This window comes from Gilliamella sp. App2-1, assembly GCF_001690255.1.
GTDB lineage: Bacteria > Pseudomonadota > Gammaproteobacteria > Enterobacterales > Orbaceae > Gilliamella > Gilliamella apicola_G.
In genome coordinates this window covers 105,725-125,635 of record NZ_LZGR01000022.1, presented here as the reverse complement: position 1 = coordinate 125,635, position 19,911 = coordinate 105,725, and the positions used below count along the sequence as shown (strand labels likewise).

The window sequence follows — 19,911 nt, the reverse complement described above, 5'->3', positions numbered from 1 at the left end:
CTTTATGCAGCAATTATTTCAATTTTTTCTAGCATATTATTTACCGCTTGGCGCTCAGCGATACCAACACCAGCTTGTCCAACTGATAAAGCCGCAACACTTGATGCAAAGACTAAAGTGTCTTTAATTGATTGCTCCGTGATTAAACCATACATTAAACCAGCGACCATGGAATCGCCAGCACCTACAGTACTAACTACTTGGCATTTAGGCGGTTTTGCTAACCATGCTTCATTTTTAGTGATCCATAAAGCACCTTTACTTCCAAGCGAAATGATGACATTGTCAACCCCGCCATTAACTAATTCCATAGCAGCTTTTTTTACATCATCCAATGTCGATAATTTGTGACCTATCCACATTTCAAGCTCTTTATCATTTGGTTTGATTAACCATGGTTTTGCTTTTAAACCAGCGACCAATGCATCTCGACTACTATCGAATACAATTTTGGGACAAATTGCTTTAACTTGTTCCATCCAATTTGTAAATTTATCAAGTGATACTCCAGCAGGTAAGCTACCACTGATAGCAACCATATCAATGTCTTTTAACCACTCAAGAGAGTTTTTTACAAAGCTTTGCCAGTCTTGCTCACTAATAGTAAAGCCCGAAAAGTTGAGATCTGTTACTTCACTATTTTCTTCGGTCAATTTGACATTAATACGTGTACGACCTTCAATTGTTTCGAATTTATCAACCACATTTAATGATTTAAATAATAAATTAAAACCATCACGATTTTCTTTACCTAAAAATCCACCGACAGTTAATTGAACGTCTAAATCAGACAAAACTTTAGCCACATTGATGCCTTTACCAGCAGCAAGTAATGCATTGGTTTGGACTAAATTAACATCGCCAAGCTCCACTTTTGGGCAAAAACCTAAAAGGTCATAAGCAGGGTTTAAGGTGATTGTTGCAATACGATAAGTCATTTAAACACCCTCACCTAAACCGCTTTCAATCGCTTTACCAATAGCATCAAGCGCTTGAGCAGCATCATCGCCAACCGCTGTAAATTTTAATCGACTACCTTTTTTGGCGCCTAGTGCAACAATTTTCATTAAACTCGTTGCGCTCACTGGCTCACCTTTACCATCTAAATTGGCAACGGTCACTTTACTGCTAAATTCTTTAACGAGTTTTACTAAAACGGATGATGGGCGAGTATGTAAACCATTCTCATTAGGAATAATGAATTCACGACTTAACGATTCATTATTTGATTCGGTAATAACCGACTCATTTGGAGAGATTGATTGAATTTCTGATTCATCAGATCCTACAGTTTGAGCACCAGATAAAAGAAGATTGATAAGCCCATCAGTATTTGCTGATAATAGTAACGCTAATTTTTGATTAAAAGCTAAAGTTGCAATGTGATTTATAATTTCAGAAACAGAATCATTAACGACTGACATAGTAATAAGTAACTTAACAGGCTTACCATCTTCATTAAGATTACTCGTGGTACGGCTAATCGCCATCGCATTTTTTAAATTACCTTCTTTGCTATCATTTAACCAAACACCCTCGCCTAGGTAAGTTGGTTTATTATCTAATACATCAGCAATAAAACTTGCATTGACTGCATTTTGCTGTTTTAAACGTGAAGCATTTAATGCTTGTAGTGTTGATAAACTATCCGCAGGGATATCCAATAACAATGCAGATTCATTTACAGTAAATTGACTCTCTTCTAGACTTGTTTTGCCGGTTAAAATAGCAATTGCTTCGTCGGCCGATTGAATTTTTTTGATTCGTTCCTCTACCCCATCAGCGCCAAGCACATGAGTAAGTTGACGAAGTAATTCTAAATGCTCATCAGAGCTTGCAGCAATACCAATTGCAAGATAGGCCTTTTCATCATCATCCCCCCATTCAACACCATTAGGAAAACAAAATACTTGCACCCCTGTTTTTTTCACCAAATGACGAGTTTTAGTGGTGCCATGAGGAATAGCAATACCGATACCTAAATACGTCGCTGCTTGAGCTTCTCTTTCAAGCATTCCATTGACATAACCTTCTTCAACAAATCCTGCACTCGTTAAGGCTGAAGCAATTTTTTTTATTGCTTCAGTTTTATTGGTAGCTTGTTCATTTAAATGAATATTTTCTTTAACTAAATGAAACATATAATAAATACCTCTGGGTTAAAATGTTGGGTCGACTAAAATGACTCAACAAATATAAATCCTTGAATTAACATTATTGAATCGTTTCAGCAATAATGAATAAATTAATATTAATTATCAAATAAATTATGTCTATTGATCAATAATTTGTGATCTTGATCTTATTTTTTATTTAAAATTTAAACAGTTTTAAATCCAATATTGCGTTTGGTATCTATCAATATCTTAACGGCTTAAGCTACCTCGATAGATCAATCGCCTCGGGATTATTGTCGTACCTGATTGATAACTCTCATTATGTAAATAGTTTAAAAATAGCTTTATTGTTACATTGGCAACTTCTTTATGATCTTGTGAAAGCGATATGACTTTGCATGGTAAAAAATCTAACAGTTCATTATCACCAAAAGTAGCAATAGTTAAGTTTTCGGGTAGATGTCCAAATTTTCTTAAAATTGCATCAATACTTCCTTGTAATAAAGAAAAAGAAGTTGTAAAAATGCCATTAGGCATTTCATGGCTTTCTAACCATTGACTAAAGGCAAAATCAGCATCTTGACGACTATAATTATTTGCATATAAAAAATCAATTTTATTACTATTATTAAATTTGATATCTTTAAATCCATCTAGACGAAGTTGACTAACCGACAAGTTTGGTAAAGCCCCAATATAAACCACCGAATCTTCAACAAAGTTATTAAATGCTTGGGCCAGTGATTTAGAATCTTGTTTATCGGCACCAACAATATTTCTAAATTTAGATATGGATAATATTCTATCAAGTGCAAATAATGGAATCTTTTCGTTTTGCCAGTCATCATAAAAAATATAATCCTGAGCAGAAACGAATGATGATGAAATAATCAAAGCATCTACCCTGCGTTGCTGTAGATGTTTAACGCACTCTTTTTCGATTTGTGGATTGTCTTCAGAACATGCAAGTAATAATTGATATCCTTCTTTTCTTACTAGTTGTTCTAAATAATTGGCAATGCGGGTGTAACTGTTGTTTTCTAAATCAGGAATAATAAAACCAATAGTACGTGTTTTACCGGCTCTAAGCCCTGCTGCTACAGCATTAGGTTGGTAATTATGCGCTTTTACCACCGACATGACTTTTTCAACTGTTTTGTCACTCACGCGGTACTTTTTGGCTTTTCCATTGATCACATAACTCGCTGTTGTTCTTGAGACACCAGCCAAGAGAGCGATTTGTTCTAATTTCATAACACAATCCCAACTAAATATAGTTAGTTATTTAACCTGAATCAAAATAATTTGTAAATACTGATTCTAATGACTACTCAACAAGTTAGCTGTATTTTACGTTTTATAAAAAAAGCCTAAAGATAAAAAGGGCTAATAAAAAAATAGGATTTAGTTAAATCCTATCAAAATAATAAGCACATTAATCATTAGTAATAAATAGCAATATTTTGATCATGGACATTTTCAATTTTGACGGGGGTATCAAATATATCTTCTAAAATAGTCGAATTCATAATTTGTTGTGGGTTGCCTTGGTATATCAGCTCACCATTTTTCATGGCTAAAATGTAATCTGAATATACGGATGCAAAGTTGATATCATGAATAACAATCACAATGGTTTTACCTAGTTCATCGGCAGCACGACGCAATTGCTTCATCATAGCAACAGCATGTTTCATATCGAGATTATTGAGTGGTTCATCAAGTAATACATATTCAGTATCTTGGCAAAGTACCATAGCAACATAAGCTCGTTGCCGTTGTCCACCAGATAATTCATCTAAAAAGCGCTCTTTATATTCGGTAAGATTTAAAAAATCAAGTGCTCGATGAATATGGTTATAATCATCAGCATTTAAGCGTCCTTTGGTATAAGGGTAACGCCCAAACCCGACTAACTCAAAAACAGTCAATCTACTGTTAAAACGGTTTTCCTGTCTTAATACGGATAAATAGGTGGCAAGCTTATCACTTGGTGTATTAACTACATCCATATTTTGAATTTTAACTTGCCCTTCGTCAGCGAATAAAAGTCGACTGATAATCGATAGTAACGTCGACTTACCCGCTCCATTTGGACCAATAATGGCAGTGATCCCACCTTGTGAAATTGTCGCATTGACATTTTTTAGCACAGGTACTGTTTGATATTTTTTACTAATATTATCAATTTTTATCACTTCGAAACCTTTTTCAATAATAAGAAGATAAACAAAGAACCACCAATAAATTCAATGACAATGGATAATGCACCAACCATATTTAATACTCGTTCTAAGAACATTTGCCCACCAACAAGAAAAATAATACCTAATAAAAAAGCAGTAGGAAGTAAAAAACGATGTTGACTTGATCCACTAATACTATAAGCTAAATTAGCAATTAAAAGACCTAAGAAAGTAAACGGTCCAACTAATGCTGTTGATATCGATACCAAAACAGAGACTAGCAACAAAATAATAGTGATATTTTTTTGGTAATCGATACCTAAATTTATTGCATTATCACGCCCCAACGCTAGCACATCAAATTTAAATCGCATTCGCCATAAAAATAGACCAATAATAGCTGCAATCATTAATGAAAAGACGATTAATACAGGCTCCGCGCGTGTAAATGTCGCAAAAATACGACTTTGTAACACTGCAAATTCAGACGGGGTCATCAAACGCTGCAATAAATTAGAAAAACTACGGAATAATGTACCTAAAATAATGCCGATTAATAATACCAAATGTAAGTTTTGTTTGAGCTTCGTAAACAAACCTCGATACAAAAATAGAGAAAATAAGATTAATAAAAGTGATTCAAATACAAATTTGCCGATAATACCGATATAAGGAATGCCTTGTGTATCAATACAAAAGATCACAACAGTTTGAATGAGCACAAACAGAGATTCAAATCCCATAATTGATGGAGTTAATATTCGATTATTGGTAACCGTTTGAAAAAGTAATGTCGACGTCGCAGCTGAAAAAGCAACTAAAATCATAGTTAGCATAATCCATGTTCGATGGCTCAAAATGTAACTGATATTGCCCTTAAGACCGAAGGTCATAAAGCAAGTTACGCAAATTAGCGCAATAATAAACAATAAAATTACTCTTTTTTGGCATAAAGCATGGCGTTTTTGGCTAACTAACATGGCGTTTCCGACCCAATAATATTAAAAAAATAATAGCGCCAACCACGCCCAAAATCACACTAACTGGAATCTCAAATGGATAGCGAATAATGCGCCCAATGATGTCGCAAATTAAAACTAACCCACTACCAAACAAACAGATCCATGGAATAGTTTTACGGACATTGTCACCAAATAATAAACTAACAATATTTGGTACAATCAATCCTAAAAAAGGTAAAACACCCACAACCACAACCACAATACCACCAGTTACTGCAATAACAATAAGTCCAGTCAACATAACAAGTCGATAATTAAGCCCTACATTAATTGAAAAATCTCGACCCAAACCAGCTACAGTAAATTGATCTGCACTCCAACAAGCGAGTAATGTCAATCCACCCACCAACCATAATAATTCGTAACGACCTTGTAAAACTCCGGAAAAGTCACCCGATTCCCAACCACCAAGTGATTGTAACAAATCAAAATACATGGCAAAAAAAGTTGTAATTGCGCTAATAACCGCTCCTAACATAATACCAATAAGAGGTACCATCAAAGCAGATTTAAAAATGACTTTTCGAGAAATTACCATAAAAATCATTGTGCCAATCATGGCAAATAAGCTGGCAACGACCATTTTAGTCATAACACTTGCGCCAGGCGCTAAAACCATCATCACTAATAAGCCAAGACTAGCAGATTGAGTTGTACCAACCAACGAGGGTTCAACAAATCGATTTTGTGTTAATAGTTGCATAATTAAACCTGCAACACTCATAGCACTGCCGGCTAGTAATAAAGCAGCAGTTCTAGGCACACGGCTTACAAAAAAAATCTCGCGCATGTTACTATCAGACCATAGTTCCAATAGCGTCACATGGCCAGCGCCAATAAATAAACTTATTGCAGTCATTATCAATAAAATGAAAATGCCTGCAATAAAATAAAAGGACTTAACCATATTTTACATCAATTCGTTGATGTTTTTTGTAAAGCTTCACGAATTTGATCCATCAAACGGTTATAAGTTTGTATACCACCTGCGATATACATAGATGATGAATCTAAATAGATAATATGATGATTTTGCCATGCCGCTGTTTTTTGAATTAAGTCATTGCTTAGTACTTGCTGTGCAGATTGTGCTTCTTTGTTACCAATAGCGCTATCTCTATCCAACACAAATAACCACTGTGGATTAACACTTAAGATAAATTCAGAGGTCACCGCATTACCATGACGTCCAGCTTCTTGGAAGGTGGTTGCAGGTTGAAAACCAAGTATATCAAACACAAAACCAAAACGAGATTTTGGACCATAAGCCGACATTTTACCGCCATTAACCATAATCACTAATGCATTTCCGGCAGTGCTTGTCTTTGACCGTAGTTGTTCAATTTTTTGATTAAAATCAGTAATAAGCTTTTTAGCTTCATCTTGCTTATTAAAAATAGTGCCTAATTGCTCAGTTCGTTGAGTTAAACTACCTAAAAAGTCATTTGGATCAATATCTAAAGAAATCGTCGGTGCAATTTCATTCAATTTTTTATAAGCATCATTAGCACGACCACCAGCAATAATAACCTCAGGCTCAATTGTGCTTAATACCTCATAATTTGGTTCAAATAAGGTTCCCGCATTAGTATAGTTTTTATCGCTATATTTAGATAAAAAATCAGGTAAATGCACATCAGATTGAGGAACGGCTGAGACAGGAATATTCAAAGCATCAATAATATCAAGAGTTGCAATATTAAAAACAACGACTTTTTTAGGATTTTCAGGTATATCGGTTTTGCCTTGAGCATGTTCAACGGTAACCGTTTCCGCAAGCGTTTGTTGTTCTTTTTTATTGTCACATCCAACTAAAACAAGTAATACAGTTAGTAAAACTAAAAATTTTACTTTGATATATGAATACATTATAACTCCTAATTATCAACCTGAATAAAAAACCACAAAACGATAATTATAATAATTATCATTTACATCATGATTGTAACCAAAAACCATGCAAGGTTCAATGCACTTTAAATGTTTAAAAATGTAATATGTAATAAAAGGCAGGTTAAATAGAAACAAAATTATAATGAATATATTAAAAAGCTATCGATTCACTCGATAGCATCATTAAGATAGTTAAAAATCTTTATTGGGGTCAAAGGATAAATCCTTAAGCTTGCGAGTCAATGTATTACGCCCCCACCCTAGTAAATGAGCAGCATCTTGTTTATGACCTCGAGTAAAATTGAGTGCACACTTTAATAAGGTGCGTTCAACATCATTTATTGCTTCAGTCAAAATCCCCGTTTTACCTTCCATAAGGGCTTTCTTTGCCCATTGTTCTAGTAATACTTTCCAATCGTTTTCTTGCTGAGCAAAATGGTTTTCGTGCATGGTGATATTTTCATTTGTGACAATTTTTTTAGTCGGCGATGATTGCAACATTTCTGATGGCAAATCTTGAACTAAAATCTCTTTATTTGAAGACATCACCGTCACCCATCGGCAGATGTTTTCAAGCTGACGTACATTACCTGGCCAATTAAATTGACATAAAACACTTAATGCTTTCGGACTTAATACTTTACTTTCTACACCTAATTCTTTCGCAGTTGTATGCAAAAAATGTTCAGCAAGTTTTGGAATATCCTGCGCTCTATCACGCAAAGGCGGCAGTAATATACGAATTACATTTAAACGATGAAACAAATCATCTCTAAACTTTCCCTCGCTTACTCTTGCTTCTAAATCTTGATGTGTAGCAGCAATAATACGCACATCAACTTTGACGGGTGAATATCCACCAATACGATAAAACTGCCCATCGGCAAGTACCCTTAATAATCTCGTTTGAACATCAAGCGGCATATCACCAATTTCATCTAAAAATAAAGTACCACCATTAGCTTGTTCAAAGCGTCCATGTCTAATTTGAGCCGCCCCTGTAAATGCACCTTTTTCATGCCCAAAAAGCTCAGATTCAATGAGATCTTTAGGGATTGCCGCCATATTTAACGCAATAAAAGGCGATTGTGAACGAGGACTATGAGTATGTAATGCCTTAGCAACCAATTCTTTACCCGTTCCTGATTCCCCATTAATTAATACGCTAATAGAAGATTTGGATAATCGACCAATAATACGAAACACGTCTTGCATTGAAGGAGCTTCGCCAATAATACCTGTTGATGCTTTTGTTGTTGTATTATTACTGGTTTTGTTACTTTGCGTTTGTAAAATTGCACGTTCAACCAATTGAATAACTTCGTCTACATCAAAGGGCTTAGGAATATAATCATAAGCACCTTTTTGATAGGCATTCACTGCTGCATCAAGATCTGAATGAGCGGTCATAATAATAACAGGCAAATTAGGCAATTTTTCTTTAACATGTTTCAGCAGTGTTAAACCATCAATTCCGGGCATTTTAATATCTGATATTAATACTGTAGGCTTTTGAGCATAAGTAACCAAAGCATCTATCACCTCTTGACCATTCGAAAAGCAGGCACAGTTGAAATGAGCATTAGTTAATGCTTTTTCTAATACCCATCGAATAGCGCTATCATCATCAACAATCCAAATATTCATTTTAATTTACCTCACTGTCTAATTGGCAAATAGACAGAAAATTCAGTATGTCCGGGCCAACTATTAAATTCAATTTTACCGTGGTGTTGATCAACAATATTATGTGCAATAGAAAGCCCAATACCTGTACCACCTTCATAACCACTCACCATAGGGTAAAACAAGGTATCTTGTATATGAACAGGCACACCTGGCCCAGTATCTTCAATATCAATACGAGCACACAAACGACAACGTTGGCCATGTAAAGTAACCTGAAAAGCCGTTCTTGTCCTAATGGTAATTACGCCAGTATTGGAACCGATCGCCTGTAAAGCATTACGCACAATATTTAAAATTACCTGCTCTATTTGTTCAGAGTCATGAATAAAATCAGGTAAGCTTGGATCATAATCACGCAAAATTTCAATATTGCTTGGTTTTTCCAAACACAGTAATGCATAGATACGTTCTATTGCTTGATGGATACTTTGTTCTTTTTGGTGCAATCGCTGTTGTGGTCCTAACAACCTATCAACAAGATTTCTTAATCTATCTGATTGTTCAATAATAATTTTTGTGTAATCTTGCAATTCATTTTTTGGTAATTCTCGTGATAATAATTGAGCCGCACCTCGAAGTCCGCCTAGTGGATTTTTAATTTCATGAGCAAGTCCTCGAACTAATTCACGTGCAGCGCTCTGTTGAGCTTGTTGCAATTGTTCTTGACTAAGGCGTTTATGATTATTTAACGGTACCATTTCAATCAAAATCCGACCATTACCTAATAGTTGAGCTGTCAGCGATAAAATATGTAACTCATTATTAATAACTAAATTGACTTCATTATCGGTAAAACCTTGATTTTGTGCCAATGCACTGAGCATCAAATCAATATCTAAAGAAAAATAACCCAAAAAATCAGGAAGATAACTATCTAATAATTTTTTAGAACTTTGTACTAATAATTGCTGTGCAGCAGTATTGGCATAAAGAATGTTGAGTTTTGTATCAAGTAATAAAATACTCGTAATCATAGCATCGAGAACAAGATTAGCATCAGATTCATTTTCAAATGTCATCGTTGATTTTCCGTCCCGATTAGAAACCACCGCAAGTTAACGGTGGTTTAATAGTTTAAATTATTATAAATTAACTTATAGACTATAGTACATTTCAAACTCAACTGGATGTGGCGTCATGCGTACACGATCAACATCTTGACGTTTTAAATCAATATATGCATCAATTGTATCATTAGTAAAGACATTACCACGTGTTAAGAATTCACGATCTGCATCTAATGCATTAAGTGCCTCTTCAAGAGAACCCGCGACTTGAGGAATTAATTTAGATTCCTCTGGTGGTAAATCGTATAAGTTTTTATCCATCGCATCGCCAGGGTGAATTTTATTAATAATACCATCTAAACCAGCCATTAACTGCGCAGCAAATGATAAGTATGGGTTACCTGCTGGATCTGGGAAGCGAACCTCAATACGACGTGCTTTAGGGCTAGTCACAACAGGAATACGAATTGACGCAGAACGGTTACGTGCAGAATACGCAAGCATAACTGGCGCTTCATAGCCCGGTACTAGACGTTTATAAGAGTTAGTTGCTGGGTTAGTAAATGCATTGATGGCTTTCGCATGTTTGATAATACCGCCAATATAGAATAGTGCCATTTCTGAAAGACCCGCATATTTATCCCCAGCGAATAAATTTACGCCATCTTTTGCTAATGATTGGTGACAGTGCATACCAGAACCATTATCACCAAACATTGGTTTTGGCATAAACGTCGCTGTTTTACCGTAAGCATGCGCCACATTTTGTACGACATATTTATAGATTTGTACTTCATCAGCTTTTTTAGTTAGCGTATTAAAGCGACAAGCAATTTCGTTTTGACCCGCAGTTGCCACTTCATGATGGTGAGCTTCAACCACTAAGCCAAGCTGTTCCATAATTAAACACATTTCAGAACGGATATCTTGCGATGAGTCAACGGGTGGAAGTGGGAAATATCCACCTTTTACGCCTGGGCGATGCCCTTTATTGCCTTCTTCATATTTTGTACCAGAATTCCATGCCGCTTCAATATCATCAATATGCACAAAACTACCAGACATTGGCGAACCAAAACGAACATCATCAAATAAAAAGAATTCTGGTTCAGGTCCAAAAATAACAGTATCTGCAATACCTGATGATTTTAAATACTCTTCGGCACGTTTAGCGATCGAACGTGGGTCACGGTCATATCCTTGTAACGTTGCAGGTTCTAAAACGTCACAACGGAGATTTAATGTTACATCTTCAAAAAACGGATCGATAACAGCACTTGACGCATCTGGCATTAACACCATATCTGATTCATTAATACCTTTCCAACCAGCAATTGATGAACCATCAAACATCTTACCATCTTCAAAAAAATCAGCGTCAATTTGACTAACAGGAATCGTAACGTGTTGTTCTTTACCTTTTGTATCAGTAAAACGTAAATCGATAAACTTAACATCATTTTCTTTAATTAGTGTTAAAACTTGTTGTGTAGACATGTATCTTCTCCGTTGAGGACAAATAATAATTGTTCAGTTTATATTATAAGGCATTCTTACCCAAATTATTATAACATATGCAAATATGATGCCAGTTTTTTAGCTCTGTTTTTACAGGATTTACAGGCACCAATAATATGATAAATATTACAATTGCACCAAAATAAAGCAATTAAATCTAATTTGGTGCATCGAGATGGTTCATAATATATCACCGTTGTTTAAATATTAAATCCACAATACTCATATTTGAAACTATGATAAACTGTCAAGTAATTGCTATATTCAGCAACATAAACATAATGCGATTTAAACTATATTGGTTCTTTGTTACCAGAGAAGATTAAATAAGAGATTATGTTATCCCTGCATTTTTTACTTACTCTTAAAAACAAAAATAAAAACATAAAGATAACTTCATTTCATTGCACTGCAGCTTTCTATTATACCAACCATTTTTTATAACCATTTTAAATAAAACAAATTACTATAAAAACAATTTTTCAGTTATTGGCACTGTATTTCGTTACACAATATCGCTATAATCTTCCTTTATATTGAAAAAACTAGGTAATCATACAAGTATGGACTTTATTACACTCGAAATTCTACCTTTTGTAAAAAATCACATCTTACTTTCCTTAGGTTGGGTTGTACTGTTTATTTCAATTATTGTACTAACCATTAAAGGTAAACTATCCAAGGTTAAAATTATCAATAATCCTCAAGCAATTCATATGATTAATAAGCAAAATGCAGTTATTATTGATATTCGCTCTGCTGATAACTTTAAAAAAGGGCACATCACAGACTCCTACAACATTTTGCCTGTTGACATTAAAAATGCGAGTACAAAAAAAATTGAAAAATTTAAAGAAAACATTGTTATTTTAATTGACGCAAATGGTTTATCATCAACAAGTATAGGTGAAGCACTTGTCAAACAAGGTTTTTTAAATGTATTTGTATTAAAAGACGGTATTGCTGGATGGAACAGCGATAATTTACCACTGGTAAGAAAATAATATTATTTAAAAATAAGGTTTTATCATGACAGAACAAAACAATACGCAACAATCCGAAACTCAGTTTGCTATTCAACGTATTTATACTAAAGATGTTTCATTCGAAACTAACAATGTTCCTGAAATTTTCACAAAACAATGGCAACCGGAGCTGAACGTTGAATTAAATTCATCCTCACTAGTTTTAAGCGAAAATGTATACGAAGTTGCATTACGCATCACTGTGACAGTAAAACAACAAAACGAAATTGTATATATTTGTGAAGTGACTCAAGCTGGTATTTTTTCACTTATCGGATTCGATGAAGGCCAAATTCAACATTGTGTTGGCGCTTATTGCCCAAATATTTTGTTCCCTTATGCTCGTGAAGTAATTTCAAGTTTAGTGAACAAAGGCACATTCCCACAAGTGAATTTAGAACCAGTAAATTTTGAAGCACTATTTATGAACTATATTCAACAACAACAAGCTGAAGCTGAAACCGAATCTAAAGAAACACTACAATAGTCATTGTGTTGCAATTAACTAATAATAGGTTTATTATATTATTATGAAAAAAAATGCTGAGATAACAGTAATAGGCGCAGGCTCTTACGGAACCGCTTTAGCTATTTTACTGGCGCGAAATGGTCACTCAACTTTATTGTGGGGACATAATCCTGATAAAATGAACATTTTGCGGCATGATAGGCAAAATAAACAATTTTTGCCGGATATTCCTTTCCCTGCTTTGTTACAAATTGAAAGTGATTTAGAATCAGCAATTTCAGCAGCACCCATTTTACTTATTGTGGTGCCAAGTCACGCTTTCGCAGGTATTCTTACTCAAATCAAACCGTTTTTACGCTTAGGTACGAAAATCGTTTGGGCAACAAAAGGGCTTGAAGTAAATACAGGTCGATTACTGCAAGATGTAGCAAAAGAAATTTTGGGCGATAAAATCCCATTAGCGGTTATTTCTGGCCCAACGTTTGCCAAAGAAGTCGCATCTGGATTGCCAACAGCAGTAACTGTTGCATCAAATGATGAGCGTTTTTTAAATCAACTGCAAACATTATTCCATTGTAGTAAAAGTTTCCGTGTTTATAGCAGTAAAGATTTCGTTGGCGTGCAACTTGGAGGGGCTATTAAAAATGTTATCGCTATTGGTGCTGGATTATCAGATGGACTTGGTTTTGGTGCTAATGCCAGAACAGCATTAATTACGCGCGGACTTGCCGAAATGATGCGTTTAGGCGCAGTATTAGGCGCCGATCCTGCCACATTTATGGGAATGGCTGGATTGGGCGATCTGATTTTAACCTGTACAGATAATCAATCTCGTAATCGTCGTTTTGGAATCTTACTGGGCCAAAACAAATCAGTGCAAGAAGCTCAAGATGCTATTGCTCAAGTTGTTGAAGGTCGCAATAATACAAAAGAAGTCTGGTTACTAGCTCAAAAATATCATGTTGATATGCCAATCACTGAACAAATTTATCAAGTCCTTTATGAACATAAAGCACCGAAACAAGCAGCGATGACATTACTTAGGCGTTCACAAAAAGCAGAACTGAAAAGCTAACTTTTATACTTAACCACCTATTTACCTAGAACTTTTTGAAAAAAGTTACTAAACTTAATTACAAATTATTATAAATATATACCTATTTCTTTTTCTTTTGCTTTAAGGTAGATATCGTAGCCAATATACACATCTAATACTGCTGTTCCAACACTTTTAAAAATCGTAATTTGCTGATCGTTTTGGCGGCATTGAGTGGGATCTATAACTAAATCTCCTAATTCTAAAAAATCATCTTCCGATACCAATTTTTGTTTAATTGGTTCAATAATATCACCAGCTTCAGCAAATACTCCCTCCTTGGTATCAAGTACGCGAATATTAGCTTTTTCAACAATCTTTTCAGGAATTTCGTGCATCTCTGGTGTATAAGCTCCCACACCATTAATATGCGTACCAGCTCTCACTTTATCGCCATTAAATGTCACAACTTTTGAAGTCGTGACAGAAGTAATAATATCGGCTTGGCTAATGTCTTCATCCAAATTTTGAGAAAAATAAAGATGAGTAGAAAAATGGGCAAAACGATGTTTCATTTCATCAGTAAACTGTTTTGCTTTTTGTGTATCAATATCAAAAATAGCTACATCAGTAAGTGAACGAACAGTTAACATTGCTTCTAATTGCGATATTGCTTGCCCTCCAGTACCGATCAACACTGCTCTACAAGCATCTCTACGAGCTAACAAATCAGTGGCTGCACCTTGAACGGCTCCTGTGCGAAGCGCAGTAACAAAAGTACCATCTAACATGGCACAAACTTCGCCAGTTTGTGGATCTAACATTAAAACTTGTGCAGGAACTGATGGTTTTCCCAATTTAGGGTTATCAGGAAATACTGAGACAATTTTGATACCCACAATATCGCTACCTTTAATATGTGCGGGCATAAACAAGCATTGACCTTTTTTCATATCGAAATTGATTCGTAATGGTACATCACTGTTTCCTTGAGTATAAATTTTCAAAGCTTGTTTATCCGCAGCTATCGCGTCTTTCATAGTATAAAATTTTTCAATATCTGTGGCCGTTAAAATGAGCATTTTTGTTCCTTATTGATTTCCATACTTATTTTAGATTTTAGTATCTATTTATTAAATCAAAATTCATTGCGAATTAAATTATAACAATTTATTTTATATATTAAAAAATAAGATAAATCACAGTTCTTGTATATTCTAAGCATTTTCATTATTATTATATGTTTTAATTTTGCACAATAACTGAGGGATCCGATGTTATTTAAAGTATTAAAATTTTTATTAAAGATTTTATTCCATGTCAGAATTCATGGTAATCTTAACAATTTAAAACAAGACAGACTTCTTATTACACCTAACCATGTATCTTTTTTAGATGGTATTTTAATCGGCGTATTTTTACCAGTAAAACCCGTTTTTGCTATTTATACTGATTATATCAATCATTGGTTAGTCCGCTTAGCGAAGCGTTATGTTGATTTGGTACCAATGGATCCCCTTGATCCAATGGTAATTAAGCAATTAGTTCGCGAAGTTGAAAAAGGCCGCCCAATGGTCATATTTCCTGAAGGGAGAATTACTGTAACTGGCTCATTAATGAAAATCTATGATAGCGTGGCTTTTATTGCTGCTAGTTCTCAAGCAACAATTGTGCCAGTATGGATTGAAGGAGCTGAGTTTACATTAACCAGTCGTTTGAAAGGATTGTTTAAACGTCGTTTATTTCCTAAAATAACCATTCATGTACTTGAACCGGCATCTATTTCAATACCTGATTCACCTAAAACCAGTGAAACGCATTATATTGCGGGTGAAAAACTTCATCAAATTATGATGAATGCACGTATGGAAAGTCGTCCCAAATTAACTCTATTTGAGGCACTACTTGAAGCGCAAGTTCGCTATGGTGCGAAATCGAAAATGGTACAAGATCCGACAACTAACGAAATATCTTATCGTAATTTGTTAAAACAAATCATTGGCGTTAGCTGTATTATTGCTAAATTCACTACCGAAAAAGAACGAGTTGGCGTATTATTGCCTAATGCAACTATTACCATTTCGACAATTTTTGGCTTATCAGTTAAAAACCGAATTCCAGCGATGCTCAATTATACAGCTGGCATCAAAGGGCTGACTTGTGCAATTACAGCCGCTGAAATTAAAACAATTATTACTTCACGCAAATTTATTCGAAAAGGAAAGCTTGATTACCTCCTTGAAGAAATAAAAGATGTTAAGTGGTATTTCCTTGAAGATCTACGTAACAGTTTAACCTTTAAAGATAAACTTTATGTCGCAGTTCATCAATATATCCCTCGTTTAGTTAAATGCCCTCAATCAAGTGATGACGAAGCACTAGTATTGTTTACATCAGGTTCAGAAGGTAACCCTAAAGGTGTTGTCCATAGCCATGCTAGTTTGCTTGCTAATGTTGAGCAAATTCGAACCGTTATTGATCCAACTCCACTCGATCGCTTTATGTCCGCACTACCTTTATTCCATGCTTTTGGTATTATAGCTGGATTATTTTTACCGCTGTTTTCAGGTAGTCGTACATTTTTATATCCAAACCCACTACATTATCGTATAGTACCTGAAATTATTTATAATCAAAATTGTACTGTCTTATTTGGTACACCGACTTTATTGGCAAATTATGCTCGTTATGCGCATCCATATGATTTGTTTCGTTTACGCTACGTTGTTGCTGGAGCAGAAAAATTATCAGACACAGTACGAGAGCAATGGAAAGATAAATATGGTATTCGTATTTTAGAAGGTTATGGCGTTACTGAGTGTGCACCTGTTGTGGCACTTAATGTCCCAATGGCGTTTAAAGCAGGTACAGTAGGTCGGTTATTGCCAGGTATGACATCGAGATTAATTCATGTTCCAGGTATTAAAGATGGTGGAGAATTGCAAGTTAAAGGCCCTAATGTGATGAAAGGCTATTTGCGTGTTGAAAATCCGGGTAAACTTGAGGAACCAGTAGCAATCGATGAACATGGACAGCCCCAAAAAGGTTGGTATGATACCGGTGATATCGTTGCTATCGATAACGAAGGCTTTGTCACAATTAAAGGACGCTTAAAACGATTTGCTAAAATTGCGGGCGAAATGGTTTCATTAGAAAGTGTTGAATCATTAGCTAAAAAAGTCGACACTGATGCCATGCACGGCGCAACAGTTAAAGCCGATTTAGCCAAAGGTGAAGCTATTGTGCTATTTACTACCTCGACAAAATTAAATCGAGAACAACTTAACCAAGCATCTCAAGAACTTGGTATACCTACATTAGCTATTCCTCGTGACATTCGTGTGATTAATGAATTACCACTATTAGGTACAGGTAAAATTGATTTTATTACCCTACAAAAAATGGCTAACGAATAAAACAAAGAATGTCATATGAAACAACATTCTCTGTTAAGCAAAGGCATGGTTACTACCATGCTGGCGCTTTTTTTCAGCATTTACCTATAACACAATCTTTTTTTGCTATCTTAACTTCCCCATGTAGAAAATTTAATTACAGCAAATAAGTTAATGGAAGCATCGATCATTGTGGCAAATTTACTTGATTCGATAGCTGGTGGTTATATTAACGCTCTTAGTGTAAGTGCCTACTTACTTGCGTATTAACGTACGGGCTCGCAGTTAGTGCTAACATTTTTATTTCTAAATTACCTACCATACGACAAAATATTCCACGACAACTTAATTAGGTAAAGATTTAGTTAGTACCAACAGTGTTATTTGAGTCAAAAAGTCAATCAAATGTACAGCGGTAAAAATAATGCTAGAGTTTTATACATTAACGATTACCCTAAGTGTTGGCTTTGGTGGTTTATCTGCTATAGTGATATTTTTGTTATGGTTAGGATTAAGAAAAATGCAGAAAATTAATCTATTGGGAATGTTAACCGAAAGTCGCAATTCAAACAGCGAAAAGATTGATAGCTGTTCAACATTAGAAATACTTCAAATCATCAATCGTGAAGATAAACAAGTTGCACTCGCTGTTGAAAAAGAGCTAGTAAACATAGCAAAAGCTGTTGATGCAATTAGCCAAGGATTTTCAAATCAAGGTCGATTAATTTATCTTGGTGCTGGCACTTCTGGTCGTCTAGGTATTTTAGATGCAAGTGAATGCCCACCTACTTATGGCACGCCAACTGAACAAGTCATTGGCTTAATTGCTGGGGGACAGCCTGCTATTTTCAAGGCGGTTGAAAATGCCGAAGATAACCCTGAATTGGCTGTTCATGACCTGAAAAACATCAATTTTAGCTCAAACGACATTTTAGTTGGCATTGCTGCTAGTGGACGCACACCTTATGTAATAGGTGGTATGCAATATGCTAAATCAATTGGAGCAACAATAATTAGCTTATGCTGTAACCCTACAGCACCAATGATTAATTTAGCCAATATCGCCATTACCCCGATTGTTGGTGCAGAAGTAATTACTGGCTCATCAAGAATGAAAGCAGGTACGGCCCAAAAATTAGTGCTCAACATGTTAACCACTGCAAGCATGATCAAAATTGGTAAAGTCTATAGTAATTTAATGGTTGACGTAGAAGCTACCAACGCTAAACTTATTGAACGGCAAATATCCATTGTTATGCAAGCCACCGATTGCAGTCGAGAAAAAGCCATTGCCACATTAGCAGAGAGTAACAAGCATTGTAAAACTGCTATTTTGATGATTCTTTCAGGTTTAAATGCAGAGCAAGCCGAACATAAACTTAAAAAAGAACATGGTTTCATTCGTCAAGCACTACAACATGAACTAACTTTGCTTTAATAAACAATAGAAAATTTAAGTTTTTGATCAAATTGTGATGAGTACATATTCTTAGCTTATTTTGCGTTGTAAAATAACTAAATATTTTTAATTTATATACTTTATATTATGAAATTAATATAAAAATTAGGAGGTAGTTGTATGGTTGGTATTATCCTAACAACTCATGGTGAGTTTGCAGAAGGTATTTTACAATCAGGAACAATGATATTTGGAGAACAAGAAAATGTTAAAGCAGTTACCTTGCATCCAAGTGACAGCCCTGAAAGTTTAAAAGAAAGAATGCTTGAAGCAATAGCAACATTTGATAATCAAGAAGAAATATTGTTTTTAGTGGATTTATGGGGTGGCACGCCATTTAATCAGGCTAACAATTTATGTGAAGAACATGGAAATTGGGCTATTGTTGCTGGTTTGAATTTACCTATGTTAATTGAAGCTTATTCTTCTCGCTTTTCAATGGAAACTGCGAAAGAAATTGCTGCAGCAATTATTGAACCAGGCAAAGAGGGCGTAAGAACAACCGTCAAAATACCGACAAAATCCTCTGCTAATGCTAAGACTTCAAGTACTATCTCAGAAGGAAAAGTCCTTGGTAATGGTAAAATGAAAATCGTGTTAGCTCGTGTAGATTCGCGCCTATTACATGGCCAAGTTGCAACAGCATGGACAAAATCAACCAACCCTAACCGTATTATTGTTGTTTCTGATTCAGTTGCAAAAGATGACTTAAGAAAAAAACTCATCCAAGAAGCTGCGCCGCCTGGCGTAAAAGCAAATGTTGTTCCAATTAAAAAAATTATCGAAGTTTCACGCGATCCACGTTTTGGTAATACCAAAGCTTTACTTTTATTTGAAAACCCACAAGATGTTCTACGAACCATAGACGGTGGTGTCGATATTAATGTCCTTAATATTGGCTCAATGGCGCATTCCGTTGGTAAAGTCATGGTAAATAAAGTGTTATCAATGAATGCTGATGATGTTGAAACATTTGAAAAATTAAAAGCCAAAAACGTGAAATTTGATGTTCGCAAAGTACCTAATGATTCTAACAGCAATATGGACGAATTATTGAAAAAAGCGAAAGAAGAATTAGCTGAGAAAAATAATTAA

At 35.0% G+C, this 19,911-nt stretch carries 17 protein-coding genes; 6 read left to right on the top strand and 11 right to left on the bottom strand.

Going from position 1 to position 19,911, the window contains the following annotated elements; genetic code table 11:
• Positions 1-2 precede the first annotated feature (2 nt).
• From fruK to glnA, 10 genes are all read right to left on the bottom strand, one after another.
• Positions 3-938, bottom strand: a complete 936-nt coding sequence (gene fruK, locus A9G22_RS03200) for a 1-phosphofructokinase (protein WP_065587532.1) — start codon at positions 936-938, stop codon at positions 3-5.
• A complete protein-coding gene (gene fruB, locus A9G22_RS03195) occupies positions 939-2,141 on the bottom strand; it encodes a fused PTS fructose transporter subunit IIA/HPr protein (protein ID WP_065587531.1) in 1,203 nt (400 codons plus the stop codon). It lies immediately after the preceding gene.
• A 225-nt stretch (positions 2,142-2,366) separates the two neighbouring features.
• Positions 2,367-3,371 carry a catabolite repressor/activator gene (gene cra, locus A9G22_RS03190; protein WP_065587530.1) on the bottom strand — a complete coding sequence of 335 codons (1,005 nt, stop codon included), beginning with the start codon at positions 3,369-3,371 and terminating at the stop codon, positions 2,367-2,369.
• Between the two features lie 188 nt (positions 3,372-3,559).
• Positions 3,560-4,315: an iron ABC transporter ATP-binding protein gene (locus tag A9G22_RS03185; protein ID WP_075508342.1), complete on the bottom strand. Its 756-nt coding sequence runs from the start codon at positions 4,313-4,315 to the stop codon at positions 3,560-3,562.
• The gene (locus A9G22_RS03180; protein ID WP_065587528.1) at positions 4,312-5,283 is read right to left on the bottom strand and encodes an iron chelate uptake ABC transporter family permease subunit; all 972 of its coding nucleotides are present in this window, start codon (positions 5,281-5,283) and stop codon (positions 4,312-4,314) included. Before A9G22_RS03180 ends, A9G22_RS03185 begins: the two co-directional genes overlap by 4 nt.
• On the bottom strand, positions 5,273-6,232 hold the full coding sequence (locus A9G22_RS03175; RefSeq protein WP_075508341.1) for an ABC transporter permease: 960 nt from the start codon (positions 6,230-6,232) through the stop codon (positions 5,273-5,275). The genes A9G22_RS03180 and A9G22_RS03175 overlap by 11 nt, the downstream gene beginning before the upstream one ends.
• 8 nt (positions 6,233-6,240) lie before the next feature.
• Complete coding sequence (locus A9G22_RS03170; protein ID WP_081297031.1) at positions 6,241-7,194, bottom strand: siderophore ABC transporter substrate-binding protein; 954 nt, start codon at positions 7,192-7,194, stop codon at positions 6,241-6,243.
• A gap of 216 nt (positions 7,195-7,410) precedes the next feature.
• On the bottom strand, positions 7,411-8,865 hold the full coding sequence (glnG, locus tag A9G22_RS03165) for a nitrogen regulation protein NR(I) (protein ID WP_075508340.1): 1,455 nt from the start codon (positions 8,863-8,865) through the stop codon (positions 7,411-7,413).
• Positions 8,866-8,876: 11 nt separating this feature from the next.
• Positions 8,877-9,926 (bottom strand): nitrogen regulation protein NR(II), encoded by a 1,050-nt coding sequence (gene glnL, locus A9G22_RS03160; RefSeq protein WP_065587525.1) that lies wholly within the window; start codon positions 9,924-9,926, stop codon positions 8,877-8,879.
• A gap of 75 nt (positions 9,927-10,001) precedes the next feature.
• Positions 10,002-11,411, bottom strand: a complete 1,410-nt coding sequence (gene glnA / locus A9G22_RS03155) for a glutamate--ammonia ligase (protein WP_065587524.1) — start codon at positions 11,409-11,411, stop codon at positions 10,002-10,004.
• A 584-nt stretch (positions 11,412-11,995) separates the two neighbouring features.
• On the opposite strand from glnA, the gene A9G22_RS03150 reads away from it, so the two are divergent.
• From A9G22_RS03150 to gpsA, 3 genes are read left to right on the top strand one after another with little or no spacing between them, the layout of a single operon-like run.
• Positions 11,996-12,436, top strand: a complete 441-nt coding sequence (locus A9G22_RS03150; RefSeq protein WP_065587523.1) for a rhodanese-like domain-containing protein — start codon at positions 11,996-11,998, stop codon at positions 12,434-12,436.
• Positions 12,437-12,461: 25 nt separating this feature from the next.
• Complete coding sequence (gene secB, locus A9G22_RS03145; protein ID WP_065587522.1) at positions 12,462-12,944, top strand: protein-export chaperone SecB; 483 nt, start codon at positions 12,462-12,464, stop codon at positions 12,942-12,944.
• 40 nt (positions 12,945-12,984) lie between these two features.
• Entirely contained in the window at positions 12,985-14,001 is a 1,017-nt protein-coding gene (gene gpsA, locus A9G22_RS03140) for an NAD(P)H-dependent glycerol-3-phosphate dehydrogenase (protein WP_141669955.1), read from the top strand.
• A 68-nt stretch (positions 14,002-14,069) separates the two neighbouring features.
• Here the strand turns inward: gpsA and A9G22_RS03135 are convergent, their stop codons facing one another.
• Complete coding sequence (locus A9G22_RS03135; protein ID WP_075508338.1) at positions 14,070-15,044, bottom strand: ornithine cyclodeaminase family protein; 975 nt, start codon at positions 15,042-15,044, stop codon at positions 14,070-14,072.
• A 192-nt stretch (positions 15,045-15,236) separates the two neighbouring features.
• Here A9G22_RS03135 and aas point away from each other — a divergent pair, with 192 nt between their 5' ends.
• The 3 genes from aas to A9G22_RS03120 all read left to right on the top strand — a co-directional run bounded on the left by aas (position 15,237) and on the right by A9G22_RS03120 (position 19,911).
• The gene (gene aas / locus A9G22_RS03130; RefSeq protein ID WP_065587519.1) at positions 15,237-17,378 is read left to right on the top strand and encodes a bifunctional acyl-ACP--phospholipid O-acyltransferase/long-chain-fatty-acid--ACP ligase; all 2,142 of its coding nucleotides are present in this window, start codon (positions 15,237-15,239) and stop codon (positions 17,376-17,378) included.
• A 499-nt stretch (positions 17,379-17,877) separates the two neighbouring features.
• The gene (gene murQ, locus A9G22_RS03125; RefSeq protein ID WP_065587606.1) at positions 17,878-18,795 is read left to right on the top strand and encodes an N-acetylmuramic acid 6-phosphate etherase; all 918 of its coding nucleotides are present in this window, start codon (positions 17,878-17,880) and stop codon (positions 18,793-18,795) included.
• A 141-nt stretch (positions 18,796-18,936) separates the two neighbouring features.
• Positions 18,937-19,911, top strand: coding sequence for a mannose/fructose/sorbose PTS transporter subunit IIA (locus A9G22_RS03120; RefSeq protein WP_065587518.1), 975 nt, complete (start codon positions 18,937-18,939; stop codon positions 19,909-19,911).

Coding starts and splice junctions, on each gene's coding strand:
- secB (WP_065587522.1), top strand. CDS start 12,462: ATGACAGAACAAAACAATACGCAACAATCCGAAACTCAGTTTGCTATT.
- glnA (WP_065587524.1), bottom strand. CDS start 11,411: ATGTCTACACAACAAGTTTTAACACTAATTAAAGAAAATGATGTTAAG.
- A9G22_RS03150 (WP_065587523.1), top strand. CDS start 11,996: ATGGACTTTATTACACTCGAAATTCTACCTTTTGTAAAAAATCACATC.
- murQ (WP_065587606.1), top strand. CDS start 17,878: ATGCAGAAAATTAATCTATTGGGAATGTTAACCGAAAGTCGCAATTCA.
- A9G22_RS03180 (WP_065587528.1), bottom strand. CDS start 5,283: ATGTTAGTTAGCCAAAAACGCCATGCTTTATGCCAAAAAAGAGTAATT.
- A9G22_RS03135 (WP_075508338.1), bottom strand. CDS start 15,044: ATGCTCATTTTAACGGCCACAGATATTGAAAAATTTTATACTATGAAA.
- cra (WP_065587530.1), bottom strand. CDS start 3,371: ATGAAATTAGAACAAATCGCTCTCTTGGCTGGTGTCTCAAGAACAACA.
- aas (WP_065587519.1), top strand. CDS start 15,237: ATGTTATTTAAAGTATTAAAATTTTTATTAAAGATTTTATTCCATGTC.
- fruK (WP_065587532.1), bottom strand. CDS start 938: ATGACTTATCGTATTGCAACAATCACCTTAAACCCTGCTTATGACCTT.
- glnG (WP_075508340.1), bottom strand. CDS start 8,865: ATGAATATTTGGATTGTTGATGATGATAGCGCTATTCGATGGGTATTA.
- glnL (WP_065587525.1), bottom strand. CDS start 9,926: ATGACATTTGAAAATGAATCTGATGCTAATCTTGTTCTCGATGCTATG.
- A9G22_RS03170 (WP_081297031.1), bottom strand. CDS start 7,194: ATGTATTCATATATCAAAGTAAAATTTTTAGTTTTACTAACTGTATTA.
- fruB (WP_065587531.1), bottom strand. CDS start 2,141: ATGTTTCATTTAGTTAAAGAAAATATTCATTTAAATGAACAAGCTACC.
- A9G22_RS03175 (WP_075508341.1), bottom strand. CDS start 6,232: ATGGTTAAGTCCTTTTATTTTATTGCAGGCATTTTCATTTTATTGATA.
- A9G22_RS03120 (WP_065587518.1), top strand. CDS start 18,937: ATGGTTGGTATTATCCTAACAACTCATGGTGAGTTTGCAGAAGGTATT.